Origin of the sequence: Cellulomonas sp. ACRRI (assembly GCF_022346185.1) — a bacterium.
Taxonomy (GTDB): Bacteria; Actinomycetota; Actinomycetes; order Actinomycetales; family Cellulomonadaceae; genus Cellulomonas.
This window is the reverse complement of record NZ_JAKRMS010000004.1, coordinates 24,914-42,770: the sequence shown is the minus strand read 5'-3', so window position 1 is coordinate 42,770 and position 17,857 is coordinate 24,914. Positions and strand designations below refer to the sequence as shown.

Here is a 17,857-nt window from a genome sequence, read left to right as displayed (position 1 = left end):
GCGGATGGCGTGCCCACGAGTGGACGCGAGCATCGACGATGCATCCGTTCGGCGTTCGCCAGCCGGGACGCACCCCAACCGCCAACGGACACTGAGGTCAGCGGTCCGCCACGGCACCACGGACCGCGACCAAGGGGTGAGGACGGGTACTCAGACCGGTTCCCGCGCTGCAACCCGGACGGGTGCCTCGGCGCCAAGGGTCAGCACCGACGTCTCGCAGGCGACACCTCAAGCCAACAGCGCGGCCTTTGCAGCCCCCAGCACGGTCCGATCACCCAGGATCGAGCCAGGTGAGCAGGCACTCCGTCAGGGCCGGGCGGCTGCCTTCCTCGACTCGGCACCAGCGACCGCATCGAGGACCCCACCCCGCGGTCGACCCCAAGAGGGTCCCTGTTCGATCGCGCCTTCCAACTCGGTGGTCACGTCGAGCACCCGGCCCACCCTTGGGCTCAGCATTGCCGGACCGCCGGCTCTAGGGCGATCCAGGGTGACGCACGTGTGCTGTGGCGAGCTCGAGCAGCATCCGAACGTGGTCGTCTGCCAACCGGTAGAAGACCATCCGCCCATCGCGCCGGGCGGAGACCACCTCATGCGCGCGCATGAGGCGGAGCGCGTGGCTGACCGCGGACTCGCTCTGCCCCGACAACTGAGCCAGGTCGCTGACGCAGAGCTCCTCGGCTTCCATCAGCCCGATGAGAAGCCGCAACCGCGCGGGGTCACCGAGCAGTCGGAACGTGTGCGACAAGACGGCAGCCTCATGCGGGTCGAGGAGTCCCGACCCCGCCTCGCCGGCGTGTGAAGAGCCGTTCATATGAGCAGAGTAGGTAGCGGGCTCGACGCAGTCCACTGCGCCAAGCCCCTCGCGCGTGGCGGCTCGAGCGAACAGTGACGACGATAACACTTGAAACATCTCGCATATATCGTCACCCATCGCTAGCATCGCCCTTGAACGATGACTCGCGCTGGTTGGAAACGAGACGCCGCACACCACCGTCAGGCGAACCTGACGACCCCACGGGAGGAGCCCACGATGGGAGCCGGACACAACCACGGGCCCAGCCCGCAGCAGGCCGGGCAGGTGCCCGACATGCGCAAGAAGCTCATGATCGCGTTCGCACTGACGTTCGGCGTCGTGATCGCACAGGCCATCGGATCCTGGGTCACCGGCAGCCTCGCACTGCTGACCGACACCGCCCACGCCCTGACCGACTCGACCGGACTGCTCGTCGCCCTGATCGCCGCGACGCTGATGCTGAAGCCGGCGAGCGCAAAGCGCACTTGGGGCTTTCGCCGGATCGAGGTCCTCGCCGCGTTGGCACAGGCGACCCTGCTGATCGTCGTCGGCACCTACGCCGCCATCGAGGGAGTGCGGCGCCTGCTAGACCCGCCGGAGGTCGCCTCCAACGAGCTGCTCATCTTCGGCATCATCGGGCTCGCAGCGAACATCGCCGGCCTAGCGATCTTGTCCTCGAGCCGCGGAGCGAACTTCAACATGCGCGCAGCGTTCCTGGAGGTCGCGAACGACGCTCTCGGCTCGCTCGGGGTCATCATCGCCGCGATCGTGATCAGCACGACCGGGTTCCAGCGCGCCGACGCGATTGCCGGACTGTTCATCGCGCTCCTCATCGTGCCCCGGGCGATCAAGATCGTGCGGGAGACCACCGCGGTCCTGATGGAGTTCACCCCGCAAGGACTGAGCCTGGACGAAGTCCGGACGCACATCCTGGCTCTCGAGCACGTTCGCGACGTCCACGACCTGCACGCCTCCACCGTCGGGACTGGCCTGCCGACGCTCACCGCGCACGTCGTGGTGGACGCCGAGTGCTTCACGGACGGACACGCGCCGAGCATCCTGCAGGACGTTCGGGAATGCGTCGCGCACCACTTCCCGGTCTCGATCCAGCACTCCACGTTCCAGGTCGAGACGGACGGCGCCCACCACGACGAGCCTGCTGGCGCGGTCCACCCGTGAGCACGCTCGCGCAGGACGCTCGATCGAGGGGCGCAGCGGGCAGATAGGGGCGAGCATCGGCACACTGCGCCGGGTCGGTGGATGCGAAGCACCCACCGACCCGCTCGTGCTTGCCACCTCCGAGCCGGCGAATCACTGGCGACCATCAGCCGCGCATTTGATCGTCTCAAGGCGCTATCATCGGGATGTGTCGATGCCAGAGAAGCGAGAACTCGATGCCGGCGCCACTGCCGCCTACGCGCACCTCTTCCACGTGCTCGCAGATCCGGCGCGGCTCAGCATCGTCCAACATCTCGCCAGCGGCGAGCACCGCGTCCGCGACCTGGTCGACCACATCGGTTTGGCACAATCGACCGTGAGCAAGCACCTCAGCCACCTGCGCGAGTGTGAGCTGGTATCCGTTCGGACGGAGGGCAGGGCCTCGTGGTTCTCACTCGCGGAACCTCGCCTGCTGGCGGACGTCATCGCGAGCACCGAGCGCCTGCTCAGGGCCACCGGGACGCCCGCTTCGCTGTGCGGCCATATCCATGCCTTGATGAGCGAACCGAGCCGGTGAGGATCAGATCGCAAATCTCAGCCGGCGCCGATCGCGGCGTGGCAGGCCCACCACCCGCGCTCACGGGAAAGTGCGCGAGCGCAGGGCATCGGGGAGGTGGCGATGGGATTCGAACCCACGTACACGGCTTTGCAGGCCGCTGCCTCGCCTCTCGGCCACGCCACCATGACACCCTGGCTGATCAAGGAACTCCCGAGTGCCGAAGTCGATCGTATACCCCCAGGGGGTACCTTCCGAACCCGTAGAGCGTGATCTCCCGCTCATCCCCGCCGTAGCTGACCCGCAACGACGCCTAGCACCACGATGACCAGGACCCCCGCGAGCCCATCGAAGCCGACCTGCGCCAGGATCGGGCCGGCCGCTGCGCCGCCGACCGCACCCGCAAGGTTCATCAGGAGATCCGAGGTTCCCTGGACCTTGGTTCGCCGTGACAGTTCGACCGCCTCGCTCAGCCGTGTCGAGCCCGCAACGGTGGCGGCGGACCAGCCCAGCCCCAGGAACAGCAGGCTGAAGGTCACCAGCGACTGCCGATCCGCACTGAAGAACGCGGTCGCCAACGCCAGTAGCAGCAACCCTTGCCCGATCAGGATGACCCGCGTCGCGCCAAGCCGGTCAACCAAGGCACCGAACACCGGGGACAAAGCGAACATCCCAGCGACGTGAAGGCTGATCGTCACACCCACCGAGGTCAACGATCCACCATGGTCGGTCAGGTGAACCGGAGCCATGCTCATCAACGCGACCATCACGGCATGGCTTCCCGCGACAGCGAGAACCGCCCGACGAGCCGCGACGTTCGAGGCAAGCACGCGCCACGCCCCGCCTCGCAGCTGGTTTCCAGGTTCGGCCACGCCCGCCTGGGCCGTACAGGCCACGACGAGCGGATCGGGTCGCAGCCCCGCGAAGTAAACCAAGGCTCCTGCAAGCTGCGCGATCGCTGCGATGACGAACCCACCGGTCAGCTCGGGCAGGCCAAGCGATCGCGCAAACGTGTCGCTGACCGTCGTGAGGTTCGGCCCCGCCACTGCTCCCACCGTCGTCGCCCAGACAACGAGAGAGAGATCCTTGCCACGGGTGGTGTCCGTCGACAGGTCGGTGGCGGCGAAGCGAGCTTGGAAGCTCAACGCCGTGCCCGTGCCCATCACGATCATCGCGGCGACGACGAGCCACGCCGCCCTCGATCCCGCGCCCAGGACCACGAGCGCCGCTCCCGCCGCCGCGGCCACGGCCCCGCCGGTGAGCGACGGCCGCCTGCCGTGCCTCTGAGCAAGAACCGCCAGCGGCACGGCAGCCAAGGCCGCGCCCAGGGTGTTCGCGGTGGACGCCATCCCCGACCACGCGGAAGAGCCGGTGACACTCGAGACGAGAAGCGCCCCGGTGCTCACCGCCGCTCCGGTGCCGACGCCGCTGAGCACCTGTCCCGTGGCGAGGATCCGCACGACTCGACGCTGAACTCTGAGATGTGCTCGAGTTCCGACACTGACGGTCACTGCCACGATCACCTTTCGTTACATGAAGCTCATCCGGTGCGGCTGCACCACCCGGGAAGTCGCGTGACAGGCCCGGGCATGCCTCGGCCCTCGGCACATCGCGGTGCCGAGGGCCGGAACAACTGATCGACTCGGGCTCTTCGGTCAGGAACGGACAAGACGAGCGATCGCGTCGCTTGCCTCTTTGATCTTGACCTCTGCCTCTGCATCACCCATGCGCGCCGCGTCCAGGACGCAGTGCCTGAGGTGGTCATCGAGCAGGCCCGTCGCAACAGCCCTCAGCGCGCTAGTCAGGGCACTGATCTGCGTGAGGATGTCGATGCAGTACTGCTCCTCGTCGACCATCTTGGACACCCCGCGTGCCTGCCCCTCGATGCGGCGCATGCGTCGCATGTACAGCGCCTTGTCGGAGATGTAGCCGCAGTGGGCGTTGTCGGTGTGCGGCTCGGTAGCGATTGCGGTCATGAGGGGTTCTCCTCTCAGCGGCTCAGGATCGACCGGACGCTGGACTGCGGGCTCAGGTCGATGCGGCGCAGGATCTGCGCGTTCAGGGCGACGACCACCGTGGACAACGACATGAGGATCGCTCCGACGGACATCGGCAGGACGAACCCGATGGGTGCGAGCACGCCCGCGGCCAGGGGCACCGAGATCAGGTTGTACCCAGCGGCCCACCACAGGTTCTGCTTCATCTTGCGGTAGGCAGCCCGGGACAGCTCGATCACCGAGAGGACCGAGCGCGGGTCCGAGCTGGCCAGGATCACGCCCGCGGACGCAATCGCCACGTCAGTTCCCGCGCCGATCGCGATGCCCACGTCCGCCTGTGCGAGTGCCGGCGCGTCATTCACTCCGTCGCCGACCATCGCGACCTTCTTGCCCTCGGACTGCAGCTCGGCGACCTTCGCGGACTTGTCCTCGGGCCGCACGTCCGCCAGGACCCGGTCGATCCCGAGCTCCTTGCCGACCGCGTCTGCGACCGCCTTCGCGTCACCGGTCATCATGACGACCTCGATGCCGAGGGCGTGCAGCGCATCGACCGCCTCGCGCGACTCGGGACGGACCTCGTCGGCGAGCTTGAACCCGCCGATGACCTGACCGTCACGCACGGCGTGCAGGACGATCGCGCCCTCACCGCGCCACTGCTCGGCGGACCCGACCTCCTTGCCGCCGATCTCGGTGACCAGTCGCGGGCCTCCGACCCGGATCTCGTGCCCGTCGACGGTGGCGGTGACGCCCACAGCCGGAGTCGAGGAGAACCCGGTCGCCTTCGGGACGGTCACGTCACGCTCGCCGGCGGCACGCACGATCGCACGCGCCAGCGGGTGCTCGCTGTCGGCCTCAGCCGCGGCCGCGTACGCGAGCAGGGTGTCGGTGTCGACATCGCCGCTGGTCTCGATGTCCGAGACGGTGGGCTCGCCCTTGGTCAGGGTGCCGGTCTTGTCGAACATGACGGTGTCGATCGTGCGCATGCTCTCGAGCGCGAGACGGTCCTTGACCAGGACCCCTCCGCGGGCCGCACGCTCGGTGGCGATGGACACCACGAGCGGGATGGCCAGACCCAGGGCGTGGGGGCAGGCGATGACGAGCACGGTGATGGTGCGCACGACCGCGGCGTCGGGATCACCGACGGCGGTCCACACGATCGCGGTGATCACGGCCGCGACGAGCGCGAACCAGAACAGCAGCGCGGCGGCGCGGTCAGCGATGCGCTGAGCACGCGAGGACGAGTTCTGAGCCTCGGTGACCAACCGCTGAATTCCCGCGAGCATGGTGTCGTCGCCGGCGGCGGTGATCTCGACCCGCAGACCGGAGTCGGTCGCCACAGTGCCGGCCGTGACCGGGTCCCCGGTGCCGCGGCTGACGGGCCGCGACTCCCCGGTGACCATGGACTCGTCCATGTCCGCGTTGCCGTCGACGATCTTGCCGTCGGCCGGGACGCTGCCGCCCGGGCGAACGAGGACGACGTCACCGACCTGCAGGTCGGCGGGGGCGACCTTGACGACCTGGTCGCCCTCGACCCGCTCGGCCTCGTCCGGCAGAAGAGCCGCGAGGGAGTCGAGCGCGGAGGTCGTCTGCGCGAGCGAGCGCATCTCGATCCAGTGACCCAGGAGCATGATCACGATCAGGAGCGCCAGCTCCCACCAGAACTCGAGCTCGTGGTGCAGCAGACCGAGAGTGGCTCCCCAGGAAGCGAAGAACGCAACCGTGATCGCCAAGCCGATCAGCAGCATCATGCCGGGCTTGCGGGTCTTGAGCTCACCGACCGCACCGGTCAGGAACGGCCACCCGCCCCACGCGTACATGACCGTCCCGAGAATCGGGGCGATCCAGCGCAGCGCGTCGGGGACCTCGTAGTTCAGGATCATCGCGAACATCGGCGAGAACGCCACGACCGGGACGGCGATGATCAGGTTGATCCAGAAGAGGCGACGGAACTGACCGACGTGGTCTCCGTGTCCACCATGCCCGCCGTGCCCTCCGTGGCCCATGGCCGAGTGGTCCATCTGGCCGTGGCCCATGGCGGCGTGGTCCATCTCGCCGTGACCCATGGCGGCGTGGTCCATCTGGCCGTGATCCGCCTGCGTGGCGGTCGACGCGTGTGCGTCGTGCCCGGCGTGAGGATCGCCGTGCCGAGGTTTCGACCCGTGGTCGCGGTGGTTCGCGTGGGGATCGCTCATTGAAGTTCACTCCCTGTGCTTGTCGGGTGCCGGACCGCGAACGAGTCGCGCGGTGCCCGTGGGCGAGGTTCGTTCTCTGTGGGGCGCGTGGCGCCCTAGACGTGGGCCTCGGCGTGCAGGCGAGGCATCCACTCAAACACCTGGATCGCGGAGTCGACACCGCTGACACCGGTGGTACGGCCGGAGTACTCGTGCCGAACGACCAGCGGGTCGTCACTGGTCAAACTCGCGGTCGTGTGACCGCCGGTCAGGCCGACCGCCGCGACGGTCGTGCCGTAGACCTGCGCGGTGAAAGCGCTGCGCGGCAGGTACGCGCCCGGGTCGGCGTCGAGCCCGAGGTCGTGCAGCACGCTCTTCGCGGCGTGCTCACCCTGCGCTGCGGCGTCGGCCCAGTGGTCGATGCGCCACGTCCCGAGGCTCGGGTCGTCGTGCACAGCCACACCACCGGCGGCGTACACACTGTCGTGTGCGCTCCGCAGACGGTCGTCGACCGGCACACCGTCGTACCAGGGCCCGGGCGCCGAAGGGCTCGTGCCGTGGGCAACGATCCCGAGGTCCGCGAGCACATGCGTGGAGTCGTCCAAGGTGATGTCCAGAAGGTCGTCGGCGACGTCGATCTCGGTTACGGCTCGCCCGAACTGGGTGGTCACGTTCCGCTCGTGCAGGTCGCGCAGGCGGGCCGCAACGTGATCGCCGAAGGCGCTCGTTCCGGCCATGTCCGTGCGAGCCACAAGGGTGATCTGGTGCCCGCGGTCGCGCAGCAGGGTCGCAGTCTCAGCGGCCACCAGGCCCGCACCGAAGATCACGACACGGGCGGACCGGCCAGCAAGCCGGTCCCGAACCCTGACCGCGTCCTGCAAGGAGTGCAGTGTCGTGAGCAGCCCGGCGGCCCCGGCCACGTCCGCACCGCGGACGGTCGCGGGCAAGGCGCGGGGCGCACTCCCGGTCGCGACGACGAGCGCATCGAACGTCGTCGTGGCACCGGAAGCAAGGTGCACGGTCCGGGAGTCCGGATCGACACCGTCGACCGTGTCCGCGACGACGTCCAGGCCCGGCACGCGTGCCTGCTCGGGAGTCAACAGCCCGACAGCGACACCCTTGTTCACCAAGGTCCGGTTGTACGGGGCCTCCCCGGTGGCACCGATGACGGTGACCTCCACCTCCTGCGAGGCGTTCAAGACGCGCGCGGCGGCGGCCCCGGCGGCTCCTGCTCCGAGGATCAGCACCTTGTGCTGCTTCATTCGTGTGCTCCTTGTCTCGGTTCCGGGACGTCGGTCATGGGCTGACGGGCCACGGATGAGCCGTTGCCGGGAAGGGGCCCGGACCGGAGGCCCGCGGCGGTGAGATAGCCGCCGCGGGCCTCGGCGGCGGTCAGGCCGCCGCGGTGTACTTCTCGGGGTCCGCGTCGAACAGCGGGCCACAGCCCGCGCAGCAGAACCAGTAGCGCTGGCCCTTGTAGTCGCGGAACAGGCCCTGGGCCTCGGCGACGCTCTTGACCACGGCGCTGCCGGCCATCACGGGGCAGGTCGCCATGTCGTCGGCAGCGATCGTGGTCTGCTGCGGCTCGGCCTGCGCGCGGCTGCCGCAACAGCCGCCGGAGGACGCCTGGGTCACGGGCAGCTGCTGGTGCTCGTTGCTCATGTCGGGATTCCTTCTCTTTCGGTATGGCTGAGCGACGTGAAGCGAACGCTCAGATTGCGGTGCTCTTGAACCCACGCAGCCGCAGGCTGTTGCCCACGACGAACACGCTCGACAGCGCCATGGCGGCGCCCGCAAGCATCGGGTTGAGCAGGCCGAGAGCAGCGACCGGGATGGCCGCGGTGTTGTAGGCGAACGCCCAGAACAGGTTGGACTTGATCGTCTTCAGGGTCTTGCGGGACAGGCGGATCGCGTCGACGGCGCTGCGCAGGTCGCCCCGCACGAGCGTCAGGTCGGACGCCTCGATCGCGACGTCGGTCCCGGTTCCCATCGCCAGGCCGAGGTCGGCCTGAGCCAGGGCCGGGGCGTCGTTCACGCCGTCACCGACCATCGCCACCGACTTGCCCTGCTTCTGCAGCCGGGCGACGACCTCGACCTTGTCCTTCGGCAGGACCTCGGCGATGACCTCGTCGATGCCGACCTCGGCGGCAATCTGCCGGGCCACGGCCTCGTTGTCACCAGTCAGCAGGACCGGCGTGAGACCGATGGCCTTCATCTGCTGAATCGCCTCGGCGGACGTGGGCTTGACGGTGTCGGCCACGACCAGGACGCCGCGTGCCGCGCCGTCCCAGCCGACCGCGACCGCCGTCTTGCCCTGCCGCTCGGCGTTGGCCTTGGCGGCCGCGACGTCAGCACTCAGTCCCGCGGAGTCCTCGGCGAGCAGCGACTCACGCCCGACGAGGACCTTGCGGCCCTCGACCACGCCGCGCACGCCCTTGCCTTCGACGTTCACGAAGTCCTCGGGGACCGGCAGCGCGCCGATCTCCTGCGTGGCGCCCTTCGCGATCGCCTGCGCGATCGGGTGCTCGGAAGCGTCCTCAAGGGCACCGGCCAGCCGCAGCAGCTCGCTGCGGTCGGTGCCGGGCTCCACGACCACGTCGACCAGCGTCATCTTGCCGGTGGTGACGGTGCCGGTCTTGTCCAGCACCACGGTGTCGACCTTGCGGGTGGACTCCAGGACCTCGGGGCCCTTGATCAGGATGCCCATCTGAGCACCGCGACCGGTCCCGACGAGCAGGGCGGTCGGGGTAGCCAGACCCAGGGCGCACGGGCACGCGATCACCAGGACGGCGACAGCGGCGGTGAAGGCAGTTGCGATCGGGAAGCCGGCTCCGAGCCAGGCGCCGAGCGCACCGAAGGCGATCAGGATCACGATCGGGACGAAGATCCCCGAGATCCGGTCGGCGAGGCGCTGAACCTCGGCCTTGCCGGTCTGGGCGTCCTCGACGAGCTTGGCCATCTGCGCCAGCTGGGTGTCCGACCCGATGCGAGTCGCACGCACGACCAGACGGCCGCCGGCGTTCACGGTGGCGCCGGTGACGGGGTCACCCTCACCGACCTCGACCGGCACGGACTCACCGGTCAGCATCGAGGCGTCGACCGCCGAGCTGCCAGACACCACGACACCGTCGGTGGCGATCTTCTCGCCCGGCCGCACGATGAACTCGTCCCCGACGACCAGGTCCTCGATCGCGATCTTGGTCTCCACGCCGTTGCGCAGGACCGCGACCTCCTTCGCGCCGAGCTCGAGCAGGGCGCGAAGCGCCGCACCGGCCTGGCGCTTGGACCGCTTCTCGAAGTAACGGCCCAGCAGGATGAACATCGTGACGCCCGCGGCGACCTCGAGGTAGACGTTCGAGGCGCCGTCGGACGGTGCGAGCGTGAACTCGAACGCGTGCGTCATCCCGGGCTCGCCGGCCGTTCCGAAGAACAGCGCGTACAGCGACCACAGGAACGCCGCGGTGGTGCCCATCGAGATGAGGGTGTCCATCGTCGCGGTGCCGTGCTTGAGGTTCGCCCAGGCCGCCTTGTGGAACGGCCACGCCGCCCAGATGATCACTGGCGCGGCAAGAGCGAGCGAAGCCCACTGCCAGTAGGTGAACTGGAGCGCCGGCGCCATGGCCATCGCGATGACGGGGATGGTCAGCACCACCGCGCCGATCAGGCGGTTGCGCAGGGACAGCAGCTCGGTGTCCGGCTCGTCACCGCTTCCGGAGTCCTCGGTCTTCTTCGAGGTCTTCGGCTTGGGCAGCGCCGCGCCGTACCCGGTCTTCTGAACCTCGGCGACCAGCAGCGCGGGGTCGTAGCCCTCCGGGACGCTGACCTTGGCCTTCTCGGTTGCGTAGTTCACCGTCGCTTCGACACCGTCGAGGCGGTTCAGCCGCTTCTCGATCCGCATCGCGCACGACGCGCACGTCATGCCGGTGATCTCCAGCTCGACTGCTGTCTGCGCGTTCGGGAACACAGGTGTGCTCATCACTTCCTTCTCTCGTCAACGCACCGGCCTTGGCGGTCAGTGGTCGCTGGACTCCGCGTCGTCGTGAGTGGCGCCGCTGGTGCCGTCTCCGTGGACGGCGTCGAGCGTGAACTGAGCGGTGTGCACCTGCCCGTCGACCTGGAAGTCCAGGTAGAGGAGGTACTGACCCGCGGTAGGTGCCTCTGCGGCGAACATGACCTCCGGGCCGGTGGTGTCACCGGGCTCCGGGTCTTCGCCCATGGCGTGCACGTGCAGGTAGGCGAGGTCGCCGCTGCGCAGGGCCACCAGGTGACCGAAGGCGCCGAGGTACGGCTCGAGCTCGGTGACGGGCTGACCGTCACGGGTGACCGTGATGGTCAGGTCGCTAGTCGCGCCGGCGACGAGCTGTCCGTCGATCGACACGTCGAACCCGTCGACCTCGTCGGTGGTCTGCTCGCCCATCGAGTGCATCGGCTTGTACTCGCCGTGGACCTCGACGGTCCGGGTGAGGGTGACCTTGGCGTCGTCCGCACCGGTGACGAAGTCGGCGTACACCCGGTACGACCCGCCCTCCTGCCACTGCCACGGCGTGCTCCAGGTCCCGGTCTCGTGGTCGAGCTCGGGGTGCACGTGCTCGAACAGCGCGCCGTCCGATCGGACCGCGATCAGGTGCAGGTCCTTCTCGTGCGAGGCGGTGAAGTCACGCAAGGGCTCCCCGTCTGCGTCCAGGATCTGGAAGCTGAGCTCCCCGGACTCGCCGACGGTCACGGGTGCGGTCACGGGCGACAGCTCGTAACCACCCGACGACAGCGACAGCCCGGCGGGCACGGCCTGGGTCATCGTGTCCTCCTCCGTGCTTCCGTGCTCCTCAGTGGTTCCGTGGTCCTCGGCGGCTGCGCGAGCGTTCCAGTCGTCGACCACGCTCTGCGGGACCGCCGCGGACGCGACGCCGAACGCTCCAGCGAAGGCGACCGCGACACCCGCGGCGTACAGTCCGAGGCGCGCGCCGGCGTTCACACGCGCACCGCGGAGTACCCGGCCTCGTCGACGGCCGCGAGCACGGCGCCGTCCTCGACGGGCTGGGACGCCGTGACGACGAGCTTGCCGGTCTGGGCGCTGACATCGATGTTCTCGACGCCGGGGATCTGACCGACCTCGTTGCGGATGGACATCTCGCAGTGCCCGCAGGTCATACCGGTCACCTGGAACTCGATCACAGCCATGGTTCTCTCCTCTTCGACGGGGTACCCCCCTGGGGTACCTTCGCCACCGTAACACAGGTACCCCCTGGGGGTATTCCGAACGGCCGGATCGCACGTCGACCCCCGTTCTGCCCGCGCCCGCGCGTCGGGGCGCCAACCGGCCGGCGCAGATCGCGTCGGGACGTCAGGGCAGGCCCTGTGCGTGTTCGGGTCGCGCCACAACCCGAGCAGTCCGGTGACCCGATCCCCAGGGGCTGCTGCGAACCACCCCGGCGCACGACGCCGGGGTGCACGTTGCCTCTTGTCGTTGCCAGCTGAGATCAGCTCAGATCGTGCTGGCCCTACGCCGCTGCGATCACGCGTCGACGCCGGGAGCACAGCAGGGGCACCGGTCCGGCGGTCGCCTCGATCAGGACTCACCGCCGCTGGTGTGGTGGCTCTCGTGCACGTCCTCGCCTGCGGGCGCGGAGCCGATGTCGCTGATGAGCGGACCGACGACGAACGTGGAGACCGCGAACGCTCCGATGAACAGCACCAACGCGATCGCGGGCGCCCACAGCGAGCCCGTGCGCCGATGCAGTCTGCGCAGCATCGGAAGGGACGCCAGCAACCCGAGAACCGCGAACAGAGCTGTGCCCCCTGAACCGGCGACCACCGCCGTGCCAACCAACGGGCCGATGTGGTGCAACAGGTGCGGCACGATGCCGAGCACGGCCCCGACGCCGCTGGTCGCGGTGGACCAGAGCGATCGCGTTCGTGAGCGACGCGGGCCGGGTTGTGCAGCGGGGTGCGCCTCGGATGGGGTCAGGTGCGAGGGCATGTCTTCAACTTGTCGCGGCCATCGTGGGTTTCGGACTCAGCGTCGATGGAGGTTTGCGCAGGCGTGGAGATGTCGGTCCTTGTCAGGCGATCGGCTCGTGCTCGTCGCGGGTGGGCCGGTTCTCGCCACCAGCGTTCGCAGCGACGCGTTCGTGCCCACGGTGGTCGTGAGACCCCTGATGCCCGTGGCTGCGGTCCCTGCCGCGTCCCATGAACAGCATCATCGCCGCCATTCCCAGGGGGCACGCCAGCAGGAGTGCGTAGCGGAAGGCGGTGGACAGATCGACACCAAACGCCAGGAGCAGCCCCAGGATGACAGCGACTCCGAGCGCCATGTGCTTGAGGTGGTGCTTGATCAAGGTCGTTCTCCGTCTGCTCAGCGAGCGGCTGGGTCATCTCCAGCATGATCCGGGCCGGTGAAGTCCGTCCGGCAGTACCGGTCAAGGATCGATGAAGCCGGTGCGGTATCTGAGGCAGAGCAGCGCCACCGGCTCAGGGGGGCGAGGCCGGTGGCGTTGCGTTCGGGGGCCGCGTCAGATCTGGTCGAGCAGACTCTCCATCTCGGCGATCTCGTCGGTCTGGTCGGCGATGATCTTGTCGGCGAGCTGGAGGGCGTCCTCGTTCTGCCCGTTGTCGCGGTACTCCTCGGACATGGTGATCGCGCCGGTGTGGTGGTCGATCATCATCTCCAGGAACATGCGGTCGAAGTCCGCGCCGGCGTCCTGCAGCTGCTGCATCTGGTCGTCGTCCGCCATGCCGGTGTGGCCGCCGGAGTGGTCCATGCCGCCCATGGTGTCGTCGCTCGCGGCAGGCTCCTCGCCCCAGGTCTTGAGCCAGGAGGTCATGAGGTCGATCTCGGGCTGCTGCGCGAACTGGATGCGTGCGGCCAGGTCCTGCACCTGCTCGTTCTGGGCTCGTCCTTCGGCGAGGACGGCCATGTCGAGTGCGCCCTGGTGGTGCAGGATCATCATCTGCGCGAACTCCACGTCGGCGTCGTTGTGCTCGACGGACGTCGCCGCGGTAGCCGAGGACGCTGCGGGGCTCTGCTGGTCGCTGGTGGACGCCTCACCTGCCGAGCAGGCGGTGAGCAGGATCCCGAGCGTGAGGGTCGCGGCGGTGCCGGCGACGGCGCGGGTCTTCTTCGAGGACATGGGTCGCTCCTTGGTCGGCGTGGTGCCTGTCGCGGCCGAGGGTGGGGCGACGGGCGTGTCGTGCTGTCGGCCACGGTGTGATCGTGATCGGCGGGTCGTTGCCGCGGCGGTTGCGCAGACGCGGTCGCGGCAACGTGGGCGCGGACGGGCGCCCGTGATGCTCCCTTCGGGATCCGGCGGCTGTCAGTCGGTCAGTCGTTCCTGCACTTCCTTGAGCAGGGCCTCGGGAGCCAGCCACATGGAGGGGTAGTTCCCAGACCAGACGCGTTCACCGTCGGCGTCGACCAGCACGAAGCTGTGTCCGGGGAGCCCCTGGTGCATGCCGGTGCCGAGGGTGTCGTACTCCTTCGACACGGTCCCGTCGTCCAGGAGGAACGGCGTGGTGACGCCGTAGGTCTTCATGTCGGCGGTGATCTGCTCGGCGGTGTTCATCACGATCGGCAGCACAGTGATACCGGCGTCAGCGAACGCGGCGTCCTTCTCGATCTCGCCCATCTGCTGCAGGCACGACCCGCATCCGGCGCCTTCGCTGAAGTACAAGATGACCGGAGAACCGCGGAAGTCGGACAGCGTGACGCTGTTGCCGTCGGTTGTCTGGAGCGTGAAGTCGGGCGCGGGCCCCAGGTTGCTTGAAGTCGTGACGCGGGCACTGAGCAGCGCGGCCGTGACCACGGCGGCGATCAGTACGACGATGAAGGCCGAAGCGCCGCTCACGATGAGCTTGCGTCGTCGATCGTGTCTGCGCTGGTCCTCGCGAACTCGTGCGATCGCGGCTGCGCGGCGGTCGCGGGCGACCTTGGCGGACGTCATCGAGCTGCTCCTTCGCTCTTACCGTGGCAGCTGCCGTCGGCATCCGCGGGCGTCGGGGGTGTCTCACCGGGGGCGTCTAGGTTTGCCCCGGCTTGCTTCGTCGTGCGGCGGCGTTCGGAGAGCGTGCCCCAGACGAACACGGCCGCCAGGGCGACCAGTGCCAGTCCGAGCACAGGTTCGGGAACGGGGTCGCTCCACCGTTCCAACCGGGAGAACAGCGCAGTCAGGCCGCGGCCGATCGCGGCCTGCGCCGCGGTTCCTCGGGTCATGTCCGGGCTGTCGGCCAGCAGCATCACCACGACGCCCATGACAGTGAACCCGATCGCGACCGCGAGGTTCAGCGAGTTGGTCACCAGTGTCCGGCCGGCCGCGTGCAGGCGGACGATCTTGGGGGTCATCCATCGGCGCTCACGCAGCCGTGCCTTGTCCCAGATGAGAGCCATGACGAACAGCGGGAAGACCATGCCGAACACGTAGGCGATACCGAGCAGCAACCCGCCTCCGGGAGATCCGGACAGCGCCGACAGGGTCATCACCCCGGCCAGGACAGGTGCGCAGCAGCTCGACGCGATCCCGGAGAACACCCCGAGGGCGTAGAAGCTCCCGGTGTCACCGCGGCGGGTGTCCGGGGCGCGCAGCGCGCTGGGCAGCGACCACATCCGCCCGGACAGCGCGAACGCCGCCAGTGCGAGCATGAGGACCCCACCGGCGTAGTACAGGGGCGCGTGGTACTTGGCGATCGCTCCGGCGACCATGCTGACCCCGAGCGTGATCGGCAGCAGCACCGTGGCGAGGCCGGCAGCGAACACGAACGTCAACGGCAGGAGCCGCCAACGGCGGTTCTTCACCGCGCCCGCAAGGTAGCTCGGTGCCAAGAAGACGATGCAGCAGGGCGCAAACAGTGCGACTCCGCCGGCGAAGAAAGCAGCGAGGACGCTACCGGTGGTCAGCAGCTGCGATCCCATCAGCGGATCGCCTCGAGCGGCACGGTGTAGCCGTGGGCGCGCAACAGGTCCAGCAGCCGACCGGTGCGCAGCTTCCCCGAGCTGACGAACTCACCATCGAGCAGGACCAGCGGACTCATCGGCGCACGGTGCTCGGCCACGAGGCGAGCACCGTCATCGGACGTCGCCTCGACGACATCGACACGCATGGGCATCACGTTGCGCAGCCACCCGAGAGTTCGGAGGGCGGAGTCGCACTGGTGGCAGGCGGGTGAGCGGACGACGGTGATGCGCGGGGTGTCCGCGCCATCGAACCCCCCGGGGATGTCGGGCATGGTTCCAACGGTGCCGGGGGGATCTTGCGGTCTGGTCAGGTGCTCGTTGAGTTCCGATGAAGCCTGCGAGAGGCGCCGCTGATCCTCAGTCTCAGGGTGCGGCTGGTAGACGCACGGTGAAGGTCGTACCGCGACCAAGGCCCTGCGAGGCGGCCTGGATCGTGCCGCGGTGGGCGTGAACGACTGCCCTGCAGATCGCCAGCCCGACCCCGGATCCGCCGTGGTCCCGGTCGCGTGCGCTGTCGACGCGGTAGAAGCGCTCGAAGACGTGGTCGATGTGCTCGGCGGCGATCCCCTCACCCGTGTCGGTGATCGTCAGCTCGACGATGCCCCGTCCGGCGGATTCCGCGTTCAGCGACACCGACCCGCCATCGGGCGTGTGCCGCACGGCGTTGACGACCAGGTTGTCCAGCACTTGCGCGAGCCGGAGCCGATCGACGCGGACCGTCCCGACTGCGGACAGGGCGTGCACCTGCAGGGTGACGCCGGCCGCGTCGGCGCGTTCTCGCCCGGCGAGCTCGGCGGCGACGAGCAGATCGACGGCCGACACGTCTTCGAGGTGCAGGTCCAGTTCACCGCTCTCGGCGCGGGTCACGGCTGCGAGGTCGCGGGCGAGGCGGTTGAGCCGCTGCGCCTGGTCGTGCAGGACGGCGACCGTGTCGGTGTCCATGACCCGCACACCGTCCTCGATCGCCTCGACGTACGCCGCGATCGTCGCCGCTGGAGTCCGGAGCTCGTGTGCGACGTCCGCGATCAGACGTTCACGAAGCCGGGCGTCGGCTTCCAGGCGCTCTGCCATGGTGTTGAACGCACCGGCAAGGACATCGAACTCGTTGCCGATCCCGGGCAGGGGGACCCGCGCGTCGAACCGGCCGGTGCCGACCTGCCGAGCCGCACGCGCCATCTGCGTCACCGACCGTCCGATCCGTCGGGTCAGGAGCACGCTCACGATCAAGGCGGTTCCCGCGGCAACCACGATCGCCAGAGCGAGCGCGATCGTGCTTGCCGACTGAAACGCCTCCTCGACATGCAGGTCCGCAAGCTCGTGGTCCTGAACGCCGGCCTCGGCGAGGTGCTCGTGGAACAGGGCCGGGCCCACAACGGTCGCCACGACCCACGCCGTCGCCGCCGCCGTGATCAGCACCACCGCGATCGCAACCAGCAGACGGTGTCCGAGAGTGCCCGGGCCGATGACCTCTCGTGTCCTCATCCCGGTCCCATGCGATAGCCAATACCGCGGACGGTGCGGACGAAACGCTGCTCCTGAGCGGTGTCGCCGAGCTTGCGCCGCACATGCAGCACGTGAACATCGACGAGGTGCTCGTCGCCGACCCAACCCTCGCCCCAGACCGCGCGAATCAACGCAGCACGGGAGAACACCACCCCTGGGCGGGAGGCCAACGCGGCAAGCACGTCGAACTCCAGCCGCGTCAACGACACCGGCTCGCCGTCGACCTCGACCTCGCGCGCATCGAGGTTCACGCTCAAGCCCCCGATCGTCAGGACCCGCTCCCGGGTTACCTGCCTGGTCTCGGACGGTGTCGCGGTCGACCGTCGGGGTCTGCGCAGCATCACCCGGATCCGTGCGACGAGCTCGCGGGGACTGAACGGCTTGCTCATGTAGTCGTCGGCACCGACGGACAGTCCGATCAACGTGTCGATCTCGTCGCTTCGCGCTGTGAGCATCACGACGTAGCAGTCGGAGAACGTGCGCAGCTGCCGGCACACCTCGATCCCGTCCAGCCCTGGTAGCCCGAGGTCCAGGACCACGACATCCGGGTCTGTCGCGCGCAGTAGCGCGACGGCTTCGAGCCCGTCGTAGCACAACGTGACCTCCAGGCCCTCGCGTTCGAGGTAACCGCCGACGACGCCGGCCAGCGGCCGTTCGTCGTCGATGACCACAGCGCGCAGTGCAGCAGGGAGGGTCATGCGGGCCATTGTGTCTCCGTCGGACCGCGCGGGTCCC

19 protein-coding genes and 1 tRNA gene are annotated in these 17,857 nt (G+C 68.8%); 2 read left to right on the top strand and 18 right to left on the bottom strand.

Features of this window, described 5'->3' with window-relative positions:
• Positions 1-472: 472 nt before the first annotated feature.
• The gene (locus MHY85_RS02095; RefSeq protein ID WP_239192500.1) at positions 473-811 is read right to left on the bottom strand and encodes a helix-turn-helix transcriptional regulator; all 339 of its coding nucleotides are present in this window, start codon (positions 809-811) and stop codon (positions 473-475) included.
• A gap of 219 nt (positions 812-1,030) precedes the next feature.
• Between MHY85_RS02095 and MHY85_RS02090 the strand changes: the two genes are divergently transcribed.
• Positions 1,031-1,972, top strand: a complete 942-nt coding sequence (locus MHY85_RS02090) for a cation diffusion facilitator family transporter (RefSeq protein WP_239192497.1) — start codon at positions 1,031-1,033, stop codon at positions 1,970-1,972.
• A gap of 193 nt (positions 1,973-2,165) precedes the next feature.
• Positions 2,166-2,528: a helix-turn-helix transcriptional regulator gene (locus MHY85_RS02085; protein WP_239192632.1), complete on the top strand. Its 363-nt coding sequence runs from the start codon at positions 2,166-2,168 to the stop codon at positions 2,526-2,528.
• Between the two features lie 94 nt (positions 2,529-2,622).
• On the opposite strand, the gene MHY85_RS02080 is transcribed toward MHY85_RS02085, so the two are convergent.
• The 17 genes from MHY85_RS02080 to MHY85_RS02000 form a co-directional block, all read right to left on the bottom strand.
• Positions 2,623-2,693, bottom strand: a tRNA-Cys gene (locus MHY85_RS02080).
• A gap of 95 nt (positions 2,694-2,788) precedes the next feature.
• The gene (locus MHY85_RS02075) at positions 2,789-3,967 is read right to left on the bottom strand and encodes an MFS transporter (protein WP_239192494.1); all 1,179 of its coding nucleotides are present in this window, start codon (positions 3,965-3,967) and stop codon (positions 2,789-2,791) included.
• A 195-nt stretch (positions 3,968-4,162) separates the two neighbouring features.
• The gene (locus MHY85_RS02070; protein ID WP_304518857.1) at positions 4,163-4,483 is read right to left on the bottom strand and encodes a metal-sensitive transcriptional regulator; all 321 of its coding nucleotides are present in this window, start codon (positions 4,481-4,483) and stop codon (positions 4,163-4,165) included.
• A gap of 14 nt (positions 4,484-4,497) precedes the next feature.
• Positions 4,498-6,696 carry a heavy metal translocating P-type ATPase gene (locus tag MHY85_RS02065; protein ID WP_374232668.1) on the bottom strand — a complete coding sequence of 733 codons (2,199 nt, stop codon included), beginning with the start codon at positions 6,694-6,696 and terminating at the stop codon, positions 4,498-4,500.
• A 95-nt stretch (positions 6,697-6,791) separates the two neighbouring features.
• Complete coding sequence (locus tag MHY85_RS02060) at positions 6,792-7,937, bottom strand: FAD-dependent oxidoreductase (RefSeq protein WP_239192492.1); 1,146 nt, start codon at positions 7,935-7,937, stop codon at positions 6,792-6,794.
• Positions 7,938-8,067: 130 nt separating this feature from the next.
• Positions 8,068-8,337 (bottom strand): YHS domain-containing protein, encoded by a 270-nt coding sequence (locus tag MHY85_RS02055; RefSeq protein WP_239192489.1) that lies wholly within the window; start codon positions 8,335-8,337, stop codon positions 8,068-8,070.
• 49 nt (positions 8,338-8,386) lie between these two features.
• Positions 8,387-10,651 carry a cation-translocating P-type ATPase gene (locus MHY85_RS02050; RefSeq protein WP_239192486.1) on the bottom strand — a complete coding sequence of 755 codons (2,265 nt, stop codon included), beginning with the start codon at positions 10,649-10,651 and terminating at the stop codon, positions 8,387-8,389.
• A gap of 36 nt (positions 10,652-10,687) precedes the next feature.
• A complete protein-coding gene (locus MHY85_RS02045) occupies positions 10,688-11,470 on the bottom strand; it encodes a hypothetical protein (protein ID WP_239192483.1) in 783 nt (260 codons plus the stop codon).
• Positions 11,471-11,643: 173 nt separating this feature from the next.
• Entirely contained in the window at positions 11,644-11,853 is a 210-nt protein-coding gene (locus tag MHY85_RS02040) for a heavy-metal-associated domain-containing protein (RefSeq protein WP_239192481.1), read from the bottom strand.
• A 388-nt stretch (positions 11,854-12,241) separates the two neighbouring features.
• Positions 12,242-12,652 (bottom strand): hypothetical protein, encoded by a 411-nt coding sequence (locus tag MHY85_RS02035; RefSeq protein WP_239192478.1) that lies wholly within the window; start codon positions 12,650-12,652, stop codon positions 12,242-12,244.
• Positions 12,653-12,734: 82 nt separating this feature from the next.
• Complete coding sequence (locus MHY85_RS02030; RefSeq protein WP_239192475.1) at positions 12,735-13,010, bottom strand: hypothetical protein; 276 nt, start codon at positions 13,008-13,010, stop codon at positions 12,735-12,737.
• Between the two features lie 174 nt (positions 13,011-13,184).
• On the bottom strand, positions 13,185-13,802 hold the full coding sequence (locus MHY85_RS02025) for a DUF305 domain-containing protein (protein WP_239192472.1): 618 nt from the start codon (positions 13,800-13,802) through the stop codon (positions 13,185-13,187).
• A gap of 183 nt (positions 13,803-13,985) precedes the next feature.
• The gene (locus MHY85_RS02020; protein WP_239192470.1) at positions 13,986-14,612 is read right to left on the bottom strand and encodes a peroxiredoxin; all 627 of its coding nucleotides are present in this window, start codon (positions 14,610-14,612) and stop codon (positions 13,986-13,988) included.
• Positions 14,609-15,577, bottom strand: a complete 969-nt coding sequence (locus MHY85_RS02015; protein ID WP_239192467.1) for a cytochrome c biogenesis CcdA family protein — start codon at positions 15,575-15,577, stop codon at positions 14,609-14,611. The genes MHY85_RS02020 and MHY85_RS02015 overlap by 4 nt, the downstream gene beginning before the upstream one ends.
• A complete protein-coding gene (locus MHY85_RS02010) occupies positions 15,577-15,891 on the bottom strand; it encodes a glutaredoxin (protein WP_239192465.1) in 315 nt (104 codons plus the stop codon). The genes MHY85_RS02015 and MHY85_RS02010 overlap by 1 nt, the downstream gene beginning before the upstream one ends.
• A 91-nt stretch (positions 15,892-15,982) precedes the next feature.
• Entirely contained in the window at positions 15,983-17,101 is a 1,119-nt protein-coding gene (locus tag MHY85_RS02005; RefSeq protein WP_239192462.1) for a cell wall metabolism sensor histidine kinase WalK, read from the bottom strand.
• Positions 17,098-17,829, bottom strand: a complete 732-nt coding sequence (locus tag MHY85_RS02000; RefSeq protein ID WP_374232662.1) for a response regulator — start codon at positions 17,827-17,829, stop codon at positions 17,098-17,100. The genes MHY85_RS02005 and MHY85_RS02000 overlap by 4 nt, the downstream gene beginning before the upstream one ends.
• Between the last annotated feature and the right edge of the window lie 28 nt (positions 17,830-17,857).